Raw genomic sequence first — 20,064 nt, forward strand, 5'->3', positions numbered from 1 at the left:
ATTCAATGGCTAAAATTGCTATCAACATAGCCACGGGGAGTCTGCAACAGGATGAAATGATCGTGGGTATCGACCTGGGTACCACCAACAGCCTGGTGGCCATCATTCATCCCGAAAGTAAAGAACCGGTGGCCCTGAAAGAGCACAACAGCAGTTCTCTGGTTCCCTCTGTTGTTCACTTTGAAGAGAACGGATCTGTAACAGTAGGAGAAGAAGCAAAAAAATATCTTGTCACCGATCCTGCCCATACGGTCTTTTCAGCAAAAAGGCTGATGGGCAAGACCTACAATGATGTGAAGAATAATACGGCTTCCCTGGCGTATAAGATCATTGATGATGAAAACAGGCTGGTGAAAGTGCAGGTGGGAAAACAGTTCTATTCACCGGTGGATCTTTCTTCGCTCATTCTGAAAGAACTTAAAAAACAGGCTGAACATATTTTAAAGACCCCGGTGAGTAAAGCGGTCATTACCGTGCCGGCTTATTTTAATGATGCACAAAGACAGGCAACAAGGGATGCAGGTAAACTGGCAGGGTTCGATGTGCTTCGCATAATTAATGAACCTACGGCAGCCAGCCTTGCTTATGGATTTGGCCTGCACAAAGAAGAAAATAAAACCATCGCTGTGTATGACCTGGGCGGCGGAACTTTTGATATTTCCATTTTGAATATCTCAAATGGGATATTTGAAGTGCTTTCCACGCATGGAGATACGTATCTGGGTGGCGATGACCTGGATAATGCCATTGTGGACTACTGGATCCGGAAAAATGAACTGGGAGATTCAGGGGAGGAGCAAAAGCATCGGCAGGTACTCCGGTTAACTGCTGAAGAAGCAAAAAAGCAGTTGTCGCTAAATGAAAGATTCGAAACAACCTATGCCGGTAAAACAATCTCAATAACCAGCGATGCATTTGAATCGCTTATCAGGCCGGTCGTTGACAGAACGATAAGTTCCTGCACCCATGCACTGAAAGATGCCGGCCTGGACAAAGCTGCTATTGATGAAGTGGTGATGGTTGGCGGAAGTACAAGGGTGCCCCTGGTGAAAAAGATGGTCTCCGCTTTTTTTGGCAAACCACTGAACGACCGTGTGAACCCGGATGAAGTGGTTGCCCTGGGTGCCGCCATACAAGCCGATATCCTGGCTGGTAATACAAAAGATATATTATTGCTGGATGTTACACCCTTATCACTTGGTTTGGAAACAATGGGCGGACTGATGGATGTATTGCTTCCCAGGAACTCAAAAATACCCACCCGGGCATCCCGGCAATACACTACGTACAAAGATGGACAAAGCGGTATGAAGATATCCGTTTTCCAGGGTGAAAGGGATATGGTGAAAGATAACCGCCGGCTGGCCGAATTTAACCTGGCGGGAATACCGGCCATGCCTGCCGGCCTGCCAAAAGTGGAAGTCAGTTTTTTAATAAATGCAGACGGCATCCTGCTGGTGAAAGCAAAGGAACTGCGCAGCGGCACCGAACAGTCAATTGAAGTAAAGCCGCAATACGGCCTTACGGATGAAGACGTGGAGCGGATGTTGCTGGATTCAATGACCCATGCGAAGGAGGATATGGAGACCCGTGCGCTGACCGAGGCAAAAACGGAGGCAGAGCAGCTTTTGCAGACCACGGAAAAATTTATTCAACGTAATTTCAGGGAACTGACCGGAAAAGAGATCTCTGCAACATCGCTTGCCATGCAGGCGCTGCAGTTGTCGCTGGATATGAATGACAAGAACCTCATACAGGCCAAAACAGAGGAATTGAACGATGTTTCTCGTCCGTATGCAGAGCGGCTGATGGATGAAGCCATTCAAAAAACAATGAAGGGGAATAAAATTGACCAGGTTTAATGAGCAACAGGCCGATATACTATTACCCCCAGCTTGACTCCATCCGGGGCTTATCCTTCCTGGCGGTATATTTCTTTCACGCCGTCCATCCCGGATTTGGCCAGGACCTTTTCAGCCGGATGCTTGAATTCTTTTACAGGAACCTTGTTTTATCCATCGATGTCTTTTTTTATACTCTCTGCGTTCCTGCTTACCTGGCTTGGGATGAATGAGTATAAAGTAAAAGGCAACTTTTCTTTCATCAGTTATTTTATCCGCCGGGCGCTGCGTATCTGGCCGCTTTATTTTTTGCTGATGATCTTTTCCTTTGTGCTGGTTCCCTATGCTTCTGCTTATTTCCATGTACCCGTCAGCCTGCCGCCTGCTTATTATTACCTGTTCTTCATTTCAAACTTTTACCTGGAAGGACATGTTTATTTCCTGCGGTTTTTGTGGACCCTGGCCGTGGAAGAACAATTCTACCTGTTATGGGGTTTTTGTTTATGGTTTCTTCAAAAACACATCCAGGCATGTGTGTTTGTGTTTACAGGCGTAAGTGTTACCTATACAGTTTATGCAATTCTCAACGGTATTCACCATGATTTTCACACACTGACCTACCTCTTTGATTTTGCAGCCGGCATATTGGCGGCATACTTTCTTCACAAGGAATATGCTTTTGTTTCGTGGTTTAAAAATGCCGGGAAGGCCAGGTCCTTATTGTTTCTAATGGTCCTGCCGGTACTTTTCATTTTGCTTTTTTTCATGGTGGATATGGCCCCGGCGGGTTATGCACCCTGGCTCGATCTCATCGGGCGGTACCTGTTCATTATCTATGTTGCCCTTTTCATCATTGACCAGATGGTGAATGACCAGGCTGTCTTAAAACTCCGGTCATCAAAATTTCTGGTTTACACAGGTAAGATATCATACGGCCTGTATTGTTTTCACGGCATTGTACTCACGTTCGGGTTGCTGGCGTTGGAGAGACTGGATATTGTAATGCCGGTCATTTTAAGGGTCTTTGTTTTTCTTGCCCTGAACTACCTGGTATCCGCTATAAGTTACCGGTTTATTGAAAGCCCCTTCCTTGATCTGAAAAAGAAATTGAGGAGAGTTTAAAAGCGCATAAAGCCCCAGGACCAGCTAAGTTAAACCCTGGATACGGTTTACATATTTTCCGATCATATCAAACTCAATATTGACCAGGTCGCCTTTGGCCAGCCATTTCATATTTGTGTGCTCGTAGGTATAGGGTACAATGGCAACGGTAAATGCTGAGTTACTGATGTTAAAGAGGGTGAGGCTTATGCCATTAACTGTAATGGATCCCTTTTCAATGACCAGTTTTGCGAATTTTTCAGGGAAACGGAAATGATACTCCCAACTTCCGTTCTTATTCACAATATCAATACATTCTGCGGTGGTATCCACATGCCCCTGTACAAAATGGCCATCGAGCCTGCCGTTCAGTTGCATACACCTTTCCAGGTTAATGATGGTCCCTTTCTGCCATGTGCCCAAATTGGTCTTTGCCAGGGTTTCGGCAATGGCCGTAACCTGGTGCTGGCCGTTCTGGAGGTTCTCGATGGTGAGGCAAACGCCGTCGTGGCTCAGGCTTTGGTCAACTTTTAGTTCATTGTATAGGGGGGAAGATACCCGGAATGACCTGTTATTGCCATTTGATAATACCTCTTCGATCATTCCCGTTTTTTCGATAATGCCTGTAAACATGTGCCAAATTTCGGATTTTGTTGTAAGATTTTAATTTTTAAATATAATCTGTTATCTTTGCGGCCCTGCTGATAAAGGCAGTAAAAATCACCTAAAGGAGGTATATAATAATTTATGTTAATCATTGATTCAAAAGATTGCGAAAACATCGACAAAGCGCTCAAAAAGTACAAGAAGAAATTTGAGAAAAGCAAGATCCTTTTGCAATTAAGGGAAAGGCAGTCTTACACCAAGCCCTCTGTACGTCGCCGCAAGGAAGTGCTGAAGGCAGTTTACAAGGAGCAGGTTTCTGCCGGAAAGCTCGACTGATAATTTAAGTCAACAATATAGTGAACTGATACCCGGTTATCCTAACTTTGGGTATCAGTTTTTTTATGCTCCAAACCGCCGAACAATCCATCCGGGACTTCCTCAGTTATCTCAAATTCCAGAAAAGGTATTCGCAGCATACCATTGTATCTTACAAAAATGACCTGGACGCCTTCTTCAGCTTTATTCATGATCAGTTTGGAGGAACCCTGTTGCAGGAGATAAACGCAGGTTTTATCCGGTCCTGGCTGGCCTCTCTTAAGCAGCAGGGAATGGAGAGCAAGACCATCAACCGGAAAATATCAACCCTTAAATCTTTCTTTAAATACCAACTGCGCTGCGGGGTAATTGCGGTAAGCCCGATGACAGCGATCATATCTCCCAAGGTAAATAAGCGGTTGCCGCAGTTTGTAGACAGTGAGTCCATGAACACATTATTTACTCATGTTGAATTCCCGGATAACTGGGATGGAAGGACACAGCGGCTTTTACTGGAACTTTTTTACAATACGGGCATGCGCCAGGCTGAATTGGTCGGTTTAAAGGAAATGCATGTGGATAAGGCCAACTCTTCGGTCAAGGTCCTTGGCAAGGGGAATAAGGAAAGGATCATACCCGTGAGCAAACAACTGGTTCAGCAGATGAAAGAGTATACGGCCGCCAAGTCCGTTTTTTTTGAGGAATATGATAAAACATTCCTGCTGGTAACCCCAACAGGGAAAAAGCTCTATCCCAGGTATGTATATAATACGGTAAAAAAATACCTGGGCCTGGTAACCACCATCGACAAAAAAAGCCCCCATGTGCTCCGGCATACCTTTGCCACCCATTTGATGAACAGCGGGGCTGACCTGAATGCCGTTAAGGAATTGCTGGGCCACAGCAGCCTTGCTGCCACGCAGGTATACACACATAATACCATTGAAAAACTGAAGGATATCCATAAAAAAGCCCATCCCAAAGCCTAGGGAATTTTAACAGCCCGGATGCAAATTTTATTTTGAAAAAATACCCGGAAACAGTATCTTCATTATACAAAAGAGAATAACCGGCAACGCTCCAAAAACCCGCCTATGATGTGAATTTCTACCTGTGGTTTTCAAATTATTTTTCACCGATAAAAAGAGACGACATGAACGTTAACATTCAGACAGTACATTTTGATGCTGACATGAAATTACTTACCTACATTGAAAAAAAACTTTCCAAATTATCACAGTATCACGACAGGATAACCAAAGTAGAGGTGTACCTGAAACTGGATAATGTGGTACACACGATCAAGGACAAAGTAGCCGAGATACGGGTTTCCATCCCCCGGCACGAATTCTTTGTAAAACAGTCTTCCAAATCATTTGAGGAAAGTTTTGACGGTGCGTTGGATTCACTCATCACCCAAATGAAAAGAAAAAAAGAAAAACAGGCAGCCTGAATACCCGGATCTGTAAGTACTTCAATCCCGCCCTGGTGGCGGGATTTTTTTGGTTATTCACATTTTGATGATCGCCGCTAAAAAAAACCAATTCAAAGTTTTGGTATTAAGCATTTTCTCTTACCTTTGCCTTCCCAAAAAAAGGGGTGCTTCTTCATATGCCTTATTTTGTGAGAAAGGAAGTTCTTTAAAGCAATGCCGAAGTAGCTCAGTTGGTAGAGCAACTGATTTGTAATCAGTAGGTCGGGGGTTCGACTCCCTTCTTCGGCTCAGGAAATAGTTTAATTGTTTATTAGTTAAATAGTTAATCCCGAGGGACTGATCAACAAATTAACCAATTAACTAGAAAGGGCAGATGGCCGAGTGGTTAAAGGCGACAGACTGTAAATCTGTTCTCTCACGAGTACGTAGGTTCGAACCCTACTCTGCCCACTACATCAATTTGATGATGATTCAATTTGGTGATTTGAAAATGAACAGTTCTTTTAAATTTTGAGATGTGTTAATTGGTTAATTACCAAATCATCACATCTTCAAATAAATTTGCGGAAGTAGCTCATTTGGTAGAGCGATAGCCTTCCAAGCTATAGGTGGCCGGTTCGAGCCCGGTCTTCCGCTCTTAAAAGGAAGTGATTAAGTCATTAGGTCATTTGTCATTAGTGGTCCCGGAATGACTTAATGACTCTTCTGACTCAATGACTTAACAAAGTAAGCCGTGGTAGCTCAGGGGTAGAGCACTTCCTTGGTAGGGAAGGGGTCGTGAGTTCGATTCTCACCTATGGCTCAAAAAAAGATAATGGTCAATGGTTTACAGACTTTAAATGCAAACCGATTTCAAAACAAATATTAAAATATAAACAATGGCAAAAGAATCTTTCAAAAGGGATAAACCCCATTTAAACGTTGGAACTATCGGTCACGTGGATCATGGTAAAACAACACTTACAGCCGCTATAACCGATGTTTTGTCAAAAAAAGGTTTGGCGGAGAAAAAGAATTATGATGATATCGATGGTGCTCCGGAAGAAAAAGAAAGGGGTATTACGATCAATACAGCACACGTTGAATATGCGACGGCTACCCGTCACTACGCTCACGTGGACTGCCCTGGTCACGCTGACTACGTTAAAAACATGATCACCGGTGCTGCCCAGATGGACGGCGCGATCCTGGTGGTAGCCGCTACAGACGGTCCTATGCCCCAAACAAAGGAGCACATCCTCCTTGCCCGCCAGGTAGGTGTACCCAAGATCGTTGTATTCATGAACAAGGTTGACCTTGTTGACGATCCGGAATTGCTGGAACTTGTTGAAATGGAGATCCGTGAGTTATTGACCTCTTATGGATTTGACGGTGATAACACACCCATTATCCAGGGTTCTGCTACCGGCGCTTTGGCTGGTGAAGAAAAATGGATTGCCAAGATCAATGACCTGATGGACGCGGTTGATTCCTACATTCCATTGCCTCCACGGTTGGTTGACCAGCCTTTCCTGATGTCAGTGGAAGACGTATTCTCGATCACTGGTCGTGGTACTGTTGCTACCGGACGTATCGAAAGGGGCCGTATCAAAGTAGGAGAAGCCATCGAGATCGTGGGTCTCCAGGAAAAGCCACTGGCTACAACCTGTACCGGTGTTGAGATGTTCAAAAAATTACTGGACGAAGGCGAAGCCGGGGATAATGCAGGATTGCTATTACGTGGTATTGAAAAGACCCAGATCCGTCGTGGTATGGTGCTTTGCAAACCAGGTTCTATCACCCCGCACACCGAATTCAAAGGCGAAGTTTACGTACTGAGCAAAGAAGAAGGTGGACGTCACACTCCGTTCTTCAACAAATACCGTCCCCAGTTCTATTTCCGTACTACCGACGTGACCGGAGAGGTTACTTTGGCAGCGGGTACAGAAATGGTGATGCCGGGTGATAACACCAACCTGACTGTTAAGCTCATCCAGCCGATCGCGATGGAAAAAGGTCTGAAATTTGCGATTCGTGAGGGTGGCCGTACAGTAGGTGCCGGACAGGTTACGGAAATAATAAAGTAAAAAAGCCTCCCCAAACCCCTCCGAAAGAGGGGTTTAAGAAAGCTAACGATAAACAAAGTACCTTTGGTTAATCACCTTTGGTACTTTGCTTTTTAAAAAGTTCTTTAAATTATCAGTCTCTCAAATCCCTCCTTTGGAGGGGTAGGGAGGCTTTATACGGGCATGGTGCAACGGTAGCATACGGGTCTCCAAAACCTTTGATCTGGGTTCGAATCCTAGTGCCCGTGCTAAATACAACGTTAATCTGTTAATTGGTTAACTAGTATTCACTGATTAACCAATTAACTAATAAACAAATTATAACCAAACAGATGAACAAATTTACAGCATACCTGAGGGATTCCTACAAAGAACTGATTCATAAAGTGAGTTGGCCGAACTGGGACCAGTTGCAGCAATCAACCATGATCGTTCTTGGAGCCACCCTTATCATCACTGCCCTGGTCTGGGTGATGGATTTCGTTTCTAATAACGGAATGAAACTGATTTACTCCCTTTTTAAATAAATAATATGGAAGCAACAACACCGATAGTAGAGAAAACGGAAAAGGCGGAGAAAGAAAGCAAATGGTATGTGCTGCGTGTGGTGAGTGGAAAAGAACGCAAAATAAAGGAATACCTGGATAAGGATATTGTACGCAATGGCTGGAATAATATTGTGAAGCAGGTTTTTTTACCGGTAGAAAAAGTGTACAAAGTGGTGAATGGAAAGAAGGTGATGCGGGAGCGTAACTTTTACCCGGGTTACATCATGATCGAAGTGGCAGACGGGAAACTGAATGATGACATGATCCAGTCCATGAGCAATATCAGCAACGTGATGCACTTTCTTACAGATGGCAAAGGGTCAAAGGGCAATATCATCTCGTTACGCAAAGCCGAGGTGAACAAAATGCTGGGTAAAGTGGATGAAATGAGTGATGTGGGCGGAATGACCATGAGTGAGCCATTTATCATTGGAGAGACCATTAAGATCATTGACGGACCATTCAACGATTTTAACGGGGTAATTGAAGAAGTAAATGATGAAAAGAAAAAACTGAAGGTCCAGGTAAAGATATTTGGAAGAGCTACTCCTGTGGAACTAAGTTATATGCAGGTAGAAAAAATAGTTTAATTTGCAAGGCCACGAACGTGGCTTTTTTTTAATGATAAAACCTGTTTGTATGAAAAAAATGATCCTGACGATCCCCGCGCTTTTAATAGGCATTTGCCTGCTGGCTCAGCCACCCAAGGGCCCTGCAGATAAGGGAATGACCTTTGGTGAAAAAACGACGGCAGATGGGGCTGTTTCAGCCAATGAACTTGCCGCTAAACTGAAGGGAACGGAAGCCGCTGAAGTGAAGGTGACCGGAAAAGTGGTGGAAGTTTGTAAGGCAGAAGGGTGCTGGTTGCGTATGGAAACAGCCAACGGGCCCATGCTTATCAAGATGAAGGACCATGCTTTTTTAGTTCCCCTGTCAATGAATGGGAAGACAATTGTGGCCGAAGGTACAGCTACGCTTAAAGAAACATCCGTTGAAATGCTTCGCCATTATGCCGAGGATGCAGGTAAGAGCAAGGCTGAAATAGAAGCAATAAAAGAGCCCAAAACGGAAATAACCATGCAGGCAAAAGGCATATTGGTCCTCTGACCGCCCTTAAGATAGTACTGATCCCGGGTTTTCCGGGATTTTTTTTGTGAAAAACACAGGAATTGTCCGGTATATTCCTTAGCTTTGCCGCCCCAAATAGTTCTTTAGTACTCCCGATAGCTTTCGGGAAACTTGGGAGTCTCGCCGCAGGCGGGACGTTATCACCAAAAAAAGTAAAAAAATGGCAAAAGAGATCACCGGCTATGTCAAACTCCAGTGTAAAGGAGGACAAGCCAACCCGGCACCGCCGATAGGACCTGCTTTAGGTTCTAAGGGTATCAACATCATGGAGTTCTGTAAGCAGTTCAATGCCAGGACCCAGGAAAAACAAGGTAAGGTACTTCCCGTATTAATTACCGTTTACGCAGATAAGTCATTCGACTTTATCATTAAAACTCCCCCTGCTGCAGTCCAGTTAATGGACGCTGCCAAAGTTAAAGGCGGCAGTAAAGAACCCAATCGTGTTAAAGTTGGAAAAGTTACCTGGGCACAGGTAGAAGAAATTGCCAAAGATAAAATGGCAGATCTGAATGCTTTTACACTCAACAGCGCCATGAACATGGTAGCTGGTACCGCACGCAGCATGGGTTTAACTGTTGAAGGAAAAGCTCCCTGGGAAAATTAATATTCAACCTTAAAATTTGTAAGAAATGATTACGAAAAAAAGAAAAGTAGCAAATGCTAAGGTTGATACCAATAAAGCTTATTCCCTGAAGGAAGCTTCAACCTTGGTTAAAGAAGTGAACACAACAAAATTCGATAGTTCCGTTGACCTGCACATCCGCCTGGGTGTTGACCCCAAAAAAGCAGACCAGGCCATCCGTGGTACTGTTTCTCTGCCACACGGAACCGGGAAGACCAAAAGGGTACTCGTTCTTTGTACGCCTGATAAAGAAGCCGAAGCAAAAGCTGCCGGTGCCGATCATGTGGGCCTGGATGAGTTCATTACCAAAATTGAAGGGGGCTGGACAGATATTGATGTGATCGTGGCCACCCCGTCGGTGATGCCTAAGATCGGTAAACTGGGTAAAGTACTGGGTCCGCGTAACCTGATGCCAAACCCAAAAACCGGTACGGTTACAAACGATGTTGCCGGCGCCATCAATGACCTGAAAGGCGGTAAGATTGCATTTAAAGTAGATAAGGTGGGTATCATCCACGCTTCTATCGGAAGGGTAAGTTTTACTTCGGAAAAGATCGCTGAAAACAGCCAGGAACTCATCAATGCCATCATTAAGCTGAAGCCATCCTCATCAAAAGGTACGTACCTGAAGGGTGTAAGTATGGCCAGCACCATGAGCCCCGGTATTTCAATTGACACCAAATCTGTTCAAAACTGATCCCTGGCCTTGCCGGGATGATAAAAAATATTTGATATGACAAAACAGGAAAAAAATGAAGTGATTGAGTTGCTGAAAGGCAAATTCTCTCAATACAACAACTTCTACATAACCGATACCGAAAGTTTAACGGTAGAACAGGTTGGCAAACTACGCAGGCATTGCTTTAACAAGCAGGTGGAAATGAAAGTGGCCAAGAACACCCTGATCAAAAAGGCGCTGGAAAGCCTGGATGCGGAAAAGTACAATGGCGTTTACGACTCCCTGCACAAGGTGACCGCCCTGCTGTTCAGCGAAAACCCGAAAGATCCGGCTATGATCATCAGCAGCTTCCGTAAAGAAACCAACAACGAGAAGCCTTTGCTGAAGGCAGCGTTCATTAACGGGGATGTATTTGTAGGCAACGACCAGTTGAAGGCACTGACCCAGATCAAAACCAAGAATGAACTCATTGGTGAGGTTATCGGGTTGTTGCAGTCACCCATACAGCGTGTACTGGGTGCCCTGCAAAACAGGCCGGAAGCAGCAGCCGAAGCCGCTGCAGTACCAGCAGAGTAATTATTTGAATTAACATAACTGGCCGGATAGTTATAAAGGCAAAACAATTTTTTTAAACACTCCGCCGGAGTCAAAAAACAATGAAGGCGGGAAAAATTAAACACTATGGCAGACGTAAAAGCATTAGCTGAAAACTTAGTAGGCTTAACAGTAAAAGAAGTTCAGGAATTAGCTGAATTCTTAAAGACCGAATACGGTATTGAACCAGCTGCAGCTGCAGTTGTAGTAAGCGCAGGTGGTGGCGAAGGTGCCGCTGCTGCTGAAGAAAAAACATCTTTCAACGTGATCTTAAAGAGCGGCGGACCCAACAAACTGGCCGTTGTTAAGATCGTTAAAGAATTGACCGGTTTGGGTCTTAAAGAAGCGAAAGACCTGGTAGACGGCGCTCCAAAACCTCTTAAAGAGGGTGTTGATAAGGGCACTGCAGAAGACCTGAAAGCCAAATTGACCGAGGCAGGAGCCGAAGTTGAGATCGCTTAATGATTTCTGGTAAAATAGCTTTAAAAGCCGGGGAGCAATTCCCGGCTTTTTCTTTTAAAAACCGGAGCTGAAAGTAAAAAGCCCGGTTATCCACAAAAACCCTTCCAAATCCTTAAAAAATCGTATTTCGGTAACCCAAAATAGCAAAAGATTTCCTACCTTTGCCGTCCTTTAATTTAGGGTTAGTGGCACATGTTGTGGCCTGCCCCCATAATCTGAAGGATCTTCTGCACACTAAAACGTTTTAATTACAATATGTCTGCAACAAAAACAAACCCTGCTAAACGCTTCAATTTCGGTAAAGTTGAACTTTTAGCAGAGACTCCCGATTTGCTGGGAATCCAGATCCAATCGTTTAAAGATTTCTTCCAGTTACAAACCACTCCCGACAAGCGAAATGTAGAGGGATTATTCCGGGTGTTCAAGGAAAATTTTCCGATCACCGATACCCGTAACATCTTCGTACTGGAATTCCTGGATTATTTTGTAGATCCTCCACGCTACACCATCGAAGAATGTATTGAAAGGGGATTGACCTACGCGGTTCCCCTGAAAGCAAAACTGAGGTTAAGTTGCAACGACGAAGAACACGTCGACTTCCAGACCATCGTCCAGGATGTGTTCCTGGGTAATATACCATACATGACCCCCCGCGGTACGTTTGTCATCAACGGAGCCGAAAGGGTAGTGGTAAGCCAGTTGCACCGTTCACCCGGTGTATTCTTCGGCCAGTCGATCCATCCAAACGGAACCAAGATCTATTCTGCAAGGGTCATTCCTTTCAAAGGCGCCTGGATGGAATTTGCTACCGACATCAACAACGTGATGTTTGCGTACATCGACCGGAAGAAAAAATTCCCGGTAACAACCCTGTTGCGTTCCATCGGGTACGAAACGGATAAAGACATCCTGGAATTATTCGGCATGGCGGATGAAGTGAAGGCCGACAAGAAGAACCTGGAAAAATGCATCGGCAAACGCCTGGCAGCCCGTGTACTCCGTACCTGGGTGGAGGATTTTGTGGATGAGGATACCGGTGAGGTTGTTTCCATTGAAAGGAATGAGATCGTATTAGAGCGTGACAGTGTATTGGATGAATCCAACATTGTCATGATCATGGAAATGGAAGTGAAAAGCATCTTCATCCAGAAAGAAGAAGTAAGCGGTGATTATGCGATCATCTACAATACACTGAATAAAGATACTTCCAACAGTGAACTGGAAGCGGTTCAGCATATCTATAAGCAATTGCGTGGTGCGGATGCCCCGGATGATGAAACAGCCCGTGGTATCATTGATAAATTATTTTTCAGCGATAAACGTTATGATCTTGGTGAAGTGGGCCGTTACAAGATCAACCGTCGCCTGGGACTGAACTTCCCGATCACTAAAAAGGTATTGACCAAAGATGATATCATTGCCATCATTAAAACCCTGGTGTTATTGACCAATGGTAAAAGTGAAGTGGATGATATCGATCACCTGAGCAACCGTCGTGTACGTACCGTAGGCGAACAGTTGTATGCCCAGTTCGGCGTTGGCCTGGCCCGTATGGCCCGTACCATCCGTGAGCGGATGAACGTAAGGGATAACGAGGTATTCACACCGGTTGACCTGATCAATGCAAGAACACTTTCTTCTGTGATCAATTCATTCTTTGGTACATCCCAGTTGTCGCAGTTCCTGGACCAGACAAATCCACTTTCTGAAATAACGCACAAGCGCCGTATATCGGCCCTCGGACCCGGTGGTTTAAGCCGTGAGCGGGCAGGCTTTGAGGTTCGTGACGTACACTACAGCCATTACGGCCGTCTTTGCACCATCGAAACCCCGGAAGGACCAAACATTGGTCTCATCTCCACACTTTGTGTGCATGCCAAGATAAATGAGATGGGCTTTATCGAAACGCCTTACCGCAAGGTGGAGGATGGTAAAGTGGATATGAAAAAGATAACTTTCTTAAGTGCAGAGGAGGAAGATACAGCCAAGATCGCCCAGGCGAACGTGGATATTGATGCAAAAGGAAATTTTGTTGAAGATAAGATCAAGAGCCGCCAGACCGGTGACTTCCCGATCCTTGATAAAACAGAAGTGGAATTCATGGATGTTGCGCCGAACCAGATCGTTGGCCTGAGCGCTTCCCTGATCCCGTTCCTGGAGCACGATGATGCCAACCGTGCCCTGATGGGATCGAACATGCAACGCCAGGCGGTACCATTGATCAAACCGGAAGTGCCTATCGTTGGTACCGGTCTGGAAGCCAAGGCTGCCCGTGATGCAAGGATCCAGATCCATTCAGATGGCGATGGCGTGGTGGAGTTCGTGGATGCCAATGAGATTCACGTTCGTTATAAAAGAAATGAGATACAGCAACTGGTTAGTTTCGACGAAGACCTGGTTGTTTATAAATTAACCAAGTTCGTTCGTACCAACCAGGAAACATGTATCAACCTGCGCCCGGCTGTTACCAAAGGACAAAAGGTTACCGAAGGTGATTTCCTGACCGAAGGGTATGCAACCAAGGGAGGTGAGATCGCGTTGGGCCGCAACATGAAAGTGGCCTTCATGCCATGGAAGGGTTACAACTTCGAGGATGCGATCGTGATCAGTGAAAAAGTAGTTAAGGAAGACCTGTTCACGTCTATTCATATTTCTGAATTTGAAATTGAAGTAAGGGATACCAAACTGGGTGAAGAAGAACTGACCCCGGATATTCCGAACGTAAGTGAGGAAGCCACCAAAGACCTGGATCAGAATGGCATCATCCGTATAGGCGCCCATGTGAAGGAAGGCGATATCCTTATTGGTAAAATAACACCAAAGGGAGAAAGCGATCCTACACCGGAAGAAAAATTACTGCGTGCCATCTTCGGCGACAAGGCCGGTGATGCAAAAGATGCTTCATTGAAAGCACCAAGCGGTACCGAAGGGGTGATCATCGACAAGAAACTGTTCCAGCGTGCCAAGAAAGATAAGAACGCCAAGGTACGGGAGAAGGCCCAGCTTGATAAGATCGAAAAGACGCACGAAAAGAATGAGGCCGACCTGCTTGAATTACTCATCAGCAAATTGCAGACCTTGCTGAAAGACAAGACCAGTGCAGGTGTCAGCAACAACTTTGGTGAAGTGCTGATCGGCAAGGGTGCAAAGTTCAATGCAAAGAACCTGGCCAACATCGACTACCAGAATGTAAATCCATTAGGCTGGTGTGGGGATGCAAAAACAGATGAGCTGATCAACATCCTGCTGCACAATTATAACATCAAGTTCAACGAAGAACTGGGAAGATATAAGCGGGAAAAATTCAACATCTCTATTGGGGATGAATTACCTGCAGGTGTATTGAAACTGGCTAAAGTGTATATGGCGGTCAAGCGTAAGCTGAAAGTGGGAGATAAGATGGCCGGTCGCCACGGTAACAAAGGTATCGTTGCCAAGATCGTTCGCCAGGAAGACATGCCGTTCCTTGAGGACGGAACACCGGTTGATATCGTACTGAATCCATTGGGCGTACCAAGCCGTATGAACCTCGGACAGATCTATGAAACGGTTCTTGGCTGGGCTGGTGAAAAACTCAATGTTCGTTTTGCAACGCCGATCTTCGACGGAGCAAGCGTTTCTGAGATTGACGAACAGATCACCAAAGCGGGTCTGCCTAAGTTCGGTCACACATACTTATTTGATGGTGAAACAGGTGACCGCTTCGATCAGAAAGCAACCGTTGGTATCATTTATGTGATCAAACTTCACCACATGGTGGATGACAAAATGCACGCACGTTCTATCGGACCATACAGTCTCATTACGCAGCAGCCGTTGGGTGGTAAAGCCCAGTTCGGTGGCCAGCGTTTTGGTGAGATGGAAGTGTGGGCACTGGAAGCATATGGCGCTTCAAACATTTTGCAGGAGCTGTTGACGCTTAAATCGGATGATATCATCGGAAGAGCCAAAACATACGAAGCGATTGTTAAAGGCGACAACATTCCAAGAGCCGGTATTCCTGAATCATTCAACGTACTGGTTCATGAATTGAGGGGATTGGGACTGGATCTGAAATTTGACTAACCTCACTCCAGCCCTCTCCAAAGGAAAGGGAGAATGGTCGGAATTAATTTGAGAGTAACGTTGTTGAATGATGGTATGTAGTACAAGTGAGTGACACAACGATGTTGATCTTTGTACAACAGTCGGCAACAACAAATAACAAACTACAAACAGTAAACAAAATATGGCATTCAAAAAAGAAAACCGCCCAAGGCCTACATTTTCTCAAATAACAATTGGTTTGGCTTCGCCGGACAGCATTTTGGAAAAAAGCTATGGTGAAGTTTTAAAGCCCGAAACGATCAACTACCGTACCTACAAACCGGAACGTGATGGTTTGTTCTGCGAACGGATATTCGGGCCCGTAAAGGATTATGAGTGTGCCTGCGGTAAATACAAGCGCATCCGTTACAAGGGTATTGTGTGCGACCGTTGCGGTGTGGAGGTAACAGAAAAGAAAGTGCGTAGAGAAAGAATGGGACACATCAAACTGGTGGTTCCCGTGGTGCATATCTGGTACTTTAAATCATTGCCGAACAAGATCGGTTACTTACTGGGAATGAGCTCTAAAAAATTAGAGAGCATTGTTTACTACGAACGTTTTGTAGTGATACAGTCCGGTATCCGTGCCGACAAAGGGCAGAACTACGGAGACCTGCTGACCGAAGAAGAATATTTAGACATATTGGATACGCTGCCAAAAGACAACCAGCACCTGCCCGATGAGGATCCGAACAAATTCATTGCCAAGATGGGTGCGGAAGCGGTGCATGATATGTTACAGCGTATTGACCTGGATCAACTGAGTTTTGACCTGCGTAATGCTGCTGCCAACGAAACATCGCAGCAACGTAAGGCAGATGCTTTAAAAAGATTGAGTGTGGTGGAAAGCTTCCGGGATGCCAATACAAGGATCAACAACCGTCCGGAGTGGATGGTGATGCAGTACATTCCTGTTATTCCGCCGGAATTGCGCCCGCTGGTCCCACTGGATGGCGGCCGTTTTGCATCTTCTGACCTGAATGACCTTTACCGTCGTGTCATTATACGTAATAACCGTTTGAAAAGGTTGTTGGAGATCAAGGCGCCTGAAGTGATCCTGCGTAATGAAAAGCGTATGCTGCAGGAAGCGATCGATTCATTGTTTGATAACAGCCGTAAATCAAATGCCGTAAAAGCAGAAGGTGGACGTGCCCTGAAATCATTAAGCGATGTGCTGAAAGGAAAGCAGGGGCGTTTCCGCCAGAACCTGTTGGGTAAGCGTGTTGACTACTCCGGCCGTTCTGTTATCGTGGTAGGCCCTGAACTGAAGATGCACGAGTGTGGTTTGCCAAAAGATATGGCCGCTGAATTGTTCAAGCCGTTCATCATCCGTAAACTGATCGAAAGAGGTATCGTAAAAACAGTAAAGAGTGCCCGTAAGCTGGTGGATAAAAAAGAAGCCATCATCTGGGATATTCTTGAGAACATATTGAAGGGTCACCCGGTCATGCTGAACAGGGCCCCAACGCTTCATCGTTTATCGATCCAGGCATTCCAGCCAAAACTGATCGAAGGGAAAGCGATACAATTACACCCGTTGGTAACCACGGCCTTCAACGCCGACTTTGATGGTGACCAGATGGCAGTTCACGTGCCGTTGAGTCATGCTGCGATCCTGGAAGCCCAGTTACTGATGCTTTCTTCCCACAACATCCTGAACCCGCAGAATGGTACGCCAATCACCCTGCCTTCACAGGACATGGTTCTTGGTCTGTACTACATCACCAAGGGTAAGAAATCAACCCCGGAAGAAAAAGTAAAAGGCGAGGGCAAAACTTTTTATTCATCAGAAGAAGTGATCATTGCATATAATGAGAAGATGATCGATCTGCATGCCAATATAAAAGTAAAAGCAGATTTCCGTAACCCGGATGGATCTTTGACCAATAAAATAATTGAAACCACGGTTGGCCGTGTGATCTTTAACCAGCATGTTCCTAAAACGGTAGGGTTCATTAATACACTTTTGACCAAGAAAGCATTGCGTGAGATCATCGGCGATATCATCAAGTGGACAAGTGTTCCCATCACGGCAAAATTCCTGGATGATATCAAAACACTGGGATACCGCATGGCATTCCGTGGAGGATTGTCGTTCAACATCAACGACCTTATCATTCCGGAGATCAAGACCATGCTGATCGAGAACGCCCAGACAGAAGTGGATGAAGTGTGGGAGAACTATAACATGGGTCTTATCACCAACAACGAACGTTACAACCAAATCATTGATATCTGGAGCCGTGTGGATACAAAAGTCACCGAAACACTCATACATGAACTGGCAACCAATAAGCAGGGATTCAACTCTGTGTTCATGATGCTGGATAGCGGCGCCCGGGGCAGCAAGCAGCAGATCAAGCAGCTTGCCGGTTTGAGGGGATTGATGGCCAAACCGCGTAAATCCGGTTCATCAGGAAGCGAGATCATCGAGAACCCGATCCTTGCCAACTTTAAAGACGGGTTAAGTGTATTGGAATACTTTATCTCTACCCACGGTGCCCGTAAAGGCCTGGCCGATACGGCGCTTAAGACAGCCGATGCCGGTTACCTCACCCGTCGTTTGGTTGACGTAAGCCAGGACGTGGTAATTAATGAAGAGGATTGCGGAACCTTACGGGGTATTGCAACTTCTGCATTAAAAGATAATGAGGATATCATTGAACCATTGAGCGACCGTATCGAGGGACGTACTTCCCTGCACGATATCTTCCACCCGGTAACAGAAGAATTACTCATCAATGCCGGCGAAGAGATCAGTGCTGAGATGGCAAAACTGATCGAAGAAAGCGGCATTGAGACCGTTGAGATACGTTCGGTACTCACCTGCGAAAGCAAGCGGGGTGTTTGTGTGAAATGTTATGGTAAGAACCTGGCATCCGGCATGCTGGCACAGCGTGGAGACGCCGTGGGTATCATTGCAGCACAATCCATCGGTGAACCGGGTACACAGTTGACCCTGCGTACTTTCCACGTGGGTGGTGTGGCAGGTTCTGCTTCGGTAGAATCTTCATTACCGGCCAAGTTCGACGGTACCCTGCAGTTTGACGGGTTACGTACGGTTGCCACCGAAAATAATGAAGGCAAGAAAGTACAGGTTGTTATCGGCCGTACCGGTGAGATCAGGAATATTGATGTAAAATCTGACCGCTTACTCAACAGCATGCACATTCCGTATGGTGCGACGCTTAATGTAAAGGACGGACAGAAAGTTAATAAAGGAGATATCATCTGTACATGGGATCCGTTCAATAACGTAATTGTTGCTGAAACAAACGGTATCGTACATTTTGAGAGCCTGATCGAAGGCATCACCTACCGGGATGAGGCGGATGAACAAACCGGTCACCGCGAAAAAAGTGGTTATCGAGACAAAAGATAAGACCAAGCTGCCGACCATTATTGTGGAAGGAAAGGAAAAGAAAATTTATAACCTGCCGGTAGGCTCACATATTGTGGTGGAAGAAAAGGATGACGTGCGGAGTGGCCAGGTGCTGGTGAAAATTCCAAGGGTATTAAGCAAACTGAAGGATATTACCGGTGGTCTGCCACGTGTAACAGAATTATTTGAGGCACGTAACCCAAGTAACCCTGCCGTGGTTTGCGAAATAGACGGTGTGGTAGCTTTCGGGGCTATCAAACGTGGTAACCGCGAGATCATCGTGGAGGCAAAAGACGGAGTGGTTAAAAAATACCTGGTCCCGCTGAGCCGCCAGATCCTGGTTCAGGATGGTGACTTTGTAAAAGCAGGCGCTGCCCTGAGCGATGGACAGATCGCACCGGTTGATATCCTGTCGATCAAAGGCCCGTATGCCGTTCAGGAATACGTGGTGAATGAGATACAGGAAGTGTACCGTTTGCAGGGTGTGAAGATCAACGACAAGCACGTGGAAGTGATCGTAAGGCAGATGATGCGTAAAGTACGTATTGAAGATGCCGGTGATACAAAATTCCTGGAAGGAGATACCGAAGACCGCTTCGACTTTAATATGGAGAATGACTTCATCTTCGATAAGAAAGTGGTCACAGAGGCCGGCGAAAGTACCAAGCTGAAATCCGGTCAGATCGTAAGCCTCCGGGAGGTACGTGAAGAGAATTCCGTATTAAGAAGGGCAGATAAGAAACTGGCCGAATTCCGGGATGCCAAACCTGCCACTTCATCACCGTTGTTGCTGGGTATCACAAAAGCATCACTGGGTACACACAGCTGGATCTCTGCTGCGTCATTCCAGGAAACGACCAAGGTGCTTTCTTCTGCTGCCATACAGGGCAAAACGGATGAAATGCTTGGCCTGAAAGAAAACGTGATCACCGGGCATCATATTCCTGCCGGTACCGGTATGCGTGAATTTGAGAACATGATCGTGGGTAGCAAGGAAGAATATGAGTTGCTGATGACCACCAAAGAAGCGATGAGCTTCGATGAGGAGGAATAATTGACCTGCCTGCCGGTGGCAGGTTTGAAGATCCGGTGATTTGAAAAATCACCGGTACATAAAATTGAAGGAGTAAGATTGATTTCTTACTCCTTTTTTATTGGCTATGCTGCATTTCGTCACGTAAATGCCACCGGTGCTGTAACGGGTATTACCAAAGGGAATT

General features: G+C 45.6%; 15 protein-coding genes, 5 tRNA genes and 1 pseudogene. 20 read left to right on the forward strand and 1 reads right to left on the reverse strand.

Annotation, left to right across the window (positions count from 1 at the left end; all coding sequences use genetic code 11):
- The first annotated feature begins 5 nt into the window (after positions 1 to 5).
- Together hscA and IPJ02_14060 are read left to right on the forward strand one after the other, a co-directional pair.
- A complete protein-coding gene (gene hscA, locus IPJ02_14055) occupies positions 6 to 1,862 on the forward strand; it encodes a Fe-S protein assembly chaperone HscA (GenBank protein MBK7376631.1) in 1,857 nt (618 codons plus the stop codon).
- A 159-nt stretch (positions 1,863 to 2,021) separates the two neighbouring features.
- Entirely contained in the window at positions 2,022 to 2,963 is a 942-nt protein-coding gene (locus IPJ02_14060; GenBank protein MBK7376632.1) for an acyltransferase, read from the forward strand.
- 24 nt (positions 2,964 to 2,987) lie between these two features.
- Here the strand turns inward: IPJ02_14060 and IPJ02_14065 are convergent, their stop codons facing one another.
- Positions 2,988 to 3,575 carry a riboflavin synthase gene (locus tag IPJ02_14065; GenBank protein MBK7376633.1) on the reverse strand — a complete coding sequence of 196 codons (588 nt, stop codon included), beginning with the start codon at positions 3,573 to 3,575 and terminating at the stop codon, positions 2,988 to 2,990.
- Between the two features lie 114 nt (positions 3,576 to 3,689).
- Here IPJ02_14065 and IPJ02_14070 point away from each other — a divergent pair, with 114 nt between their 5' ends.
- The 18 genes and pseudogenes from IPJ02_14070 to rpoC all read left to right on the forward strand — a co-directional run bounded on the left by IPJ02_14070 (position 3,690) and on the right by rpoC (position 19,898).
- Complete coding sequence (locus tag IPJ02_14070) at positions 3,690 to 3,884, forward strand: 30S ribosomal protein S21 (protein MBK7376634.1); 195 nt, start codon at positions 3,690 to 3,692, stop codon at positions 3,882 to 3,884.
- Between the two features lie 65 nt (positions 3,885 to 3,949).
- Positions 3,950 to 4,852: a tyrosine-type recombinase/integrase gene (locus IPJ02_14075; GenBank protein MBK7376635.1), complete on the forward strand. Its 903-nt coding sequence runs from the start codon at positions 3,950 to 3,952 to the stop codon at positions 4,850 to 4,852.
- A 164-nt stretch (positions 4,853 to 5,016) separates the two neighbouring features.
- Positions 5,017 to 5,316: a ribosome-associated translation inhibitor RaiA gene (locus IPJ02_14080; GenBank protein ID MBK7376636.1), complete on the forward strand. Its 300-nt coding sequence runs from the start codon at positions 5,017 to 5,019 to the stop codon at positions 5,314 to 5,316.
- Positions 5,317 to 5,513: 197 nt separating this feature from the next.
- Positions 5,514 to 5,586 (forward strand) — tRNA-Thr (locus tag IPJ02_14085).
- Positions 5,587 to 5,665: 79 nt separating this feature from the next.
- Positions 5,666 to 5,748: transfer RNA gene (locus IPJ02_14090), tRNA-Tyr, on the forward strand.
- A 113-nt stretch (positions 5,749 to 5,861) separates the two neighbouring features.
- A tRNA-Gly gene (locus tag IPJ02_14095) sits at positions 5,862 to 5,934 on the forward strand.
- A 94-nt stretch (positions 5,935 to 6,028) separates the two neighbouring features.
- Positions 6,029 to 6,100: transfer RNA gene (locus IPJ02_14100), tRNA-Thr, on the forward strand.
- A 76-nt stretch (positions 6,101 to 6,176) separates the two neighbouring features.
- Complete coding sequence (tuf, locus tag IPJ02_14105; GenBank protein MBK7376637.1) at positions 6,177 to 7,364, forward strand: elongation factor Tu; 1,188 nt, start codon at positions 6,177 to 6,179, stop codon at positions 7,362 to 7,364.
- A 156-nt stretch (positions 7,365 to 7,520) separates the two neighbouring features.
- Positions 7,521 to 7,591: transfer RNA gene (locus IPJ02_14110), tRNA-Trp, on the forward strand.
- 84 nt (positions 7,592 to 7,675) lie between these two features.
- On the forward strand, positions 7,676 to 7,870 hold the full coding sequence (secE, locus tag IPJ02_14115) for a preprotein translocase subunit SecE (GenBank protein MBK7376638.1): 195 nt from the start codon (positions 7,676 to 7,678) through the stop codon (positions 7,868 to 7,870).
- A 5-nt stretch (positions 7,871 to 7,875) separates the two neighbouring features.
- The gene (nusG, locus tag IPJ02_14120; GenBank protein ID MBK7376639.1) at positions 7,876 to 8,481 is read left to right on the forward strand and encodes a transcription termination/antitermination factor NusG; all 606 of its coding nucleotides are present in this window, start codon (positions 7,876 to 7,878) and stop codon (positions 8,479 to 8,481) included.
- A gap of 49 nt (positions 8,482 to 8,530) precedes the next feature.
- Positions 8,531 to 8,998, forward strand: a complete 468-nt coding sequence (locus IPJ02_14125) for a DUF4920 domain-containing protein (protein ID MBK7376640.1) — start codon at positions 8,531 to 8,533, stop codon at positions 8,996 to 8,998.
- Positions 8,999 to 9,179: 181 nt separating this feature from the next.
- Entirely contained in the window at positions 9,180 to 9,623 is a 444-nt protein-coding gene (gene rplK, locus IPJ02_14130; protein MBK7376641.1) for a 50S ribosomal protein L11, read from the forward strand.
- Between the two features lie 25 nt (positions 9,624 to 9,648).
- Positions 9,649 to 10,338, forward strand: coding sequence for a 50S ribosomal protein L1 (locus tag IPJ02_14135; protein ID MBK7376642.1), 690 nt, complete (start codon positions 9,649 to 9,651; stop codon positions 10,336 to 10,338).
- A gap of 36 nt (positions 10,339 to 10,374) precedes the next feature.
- Positions 10,375 to 10,896: a 50S ribosomal protein L10 gene (locus IPJ02_14140; protein ID MBK7376643.1), complete on the forward strand. Its 522-nt coding sequence runs from the start codon at positions 10,375 to 10,377 to the stop codon at positions 10,894 to 10,896.
- A 105-nt stretch (positions 10,897 to 11,001) separates the two neighbouring features.
- On the forward strand, positions 11,002 to 11,376 hold the full coding sequence (gene rplL, locus IPJ02_14145; protein MBK7376644.1) for a 50S ribosomal protein L7/L12: 375 nt from the start codon (positions 11,002 to 11,004) through the stop codon (positions 11,374 to 11,376).
- Between the two features lie 255 nt (positions 11,377 to 11,631).
- Positions 11,632 to 15,441, forward strand: coding sequence for a DNA-directed RNA polymerase subunit beta (rpoB, locus tag IPJ02_14150; protein MBK7376645.1), 3,810 nt, complete (start codon positions 11,632 to 11,634; stop codon positions 15,439 to 15,441).
- A gap of 163 nt (positions 15,442 to 15,604) precedes the next feature.
- Positions 15,605 to 19,898 (forward strand): annotated as a pseudogene (gene rpoC / locus IPJ02_14155) (DNA-directed RNA polymerase subunit beta').
- Positions 19,899 to 20,064: the final 166 nt, after the last annotated feature.

This window comes from Chitinophagaceae bacterium, from assembly GCA_016710165.1.
In the GTDB taxonomy this organism is placed as follows: Bacteria; Bacteroidota; Bacteroidia; order Chitinophagales; family Chitinophagaceae; genus Ferruginibacter.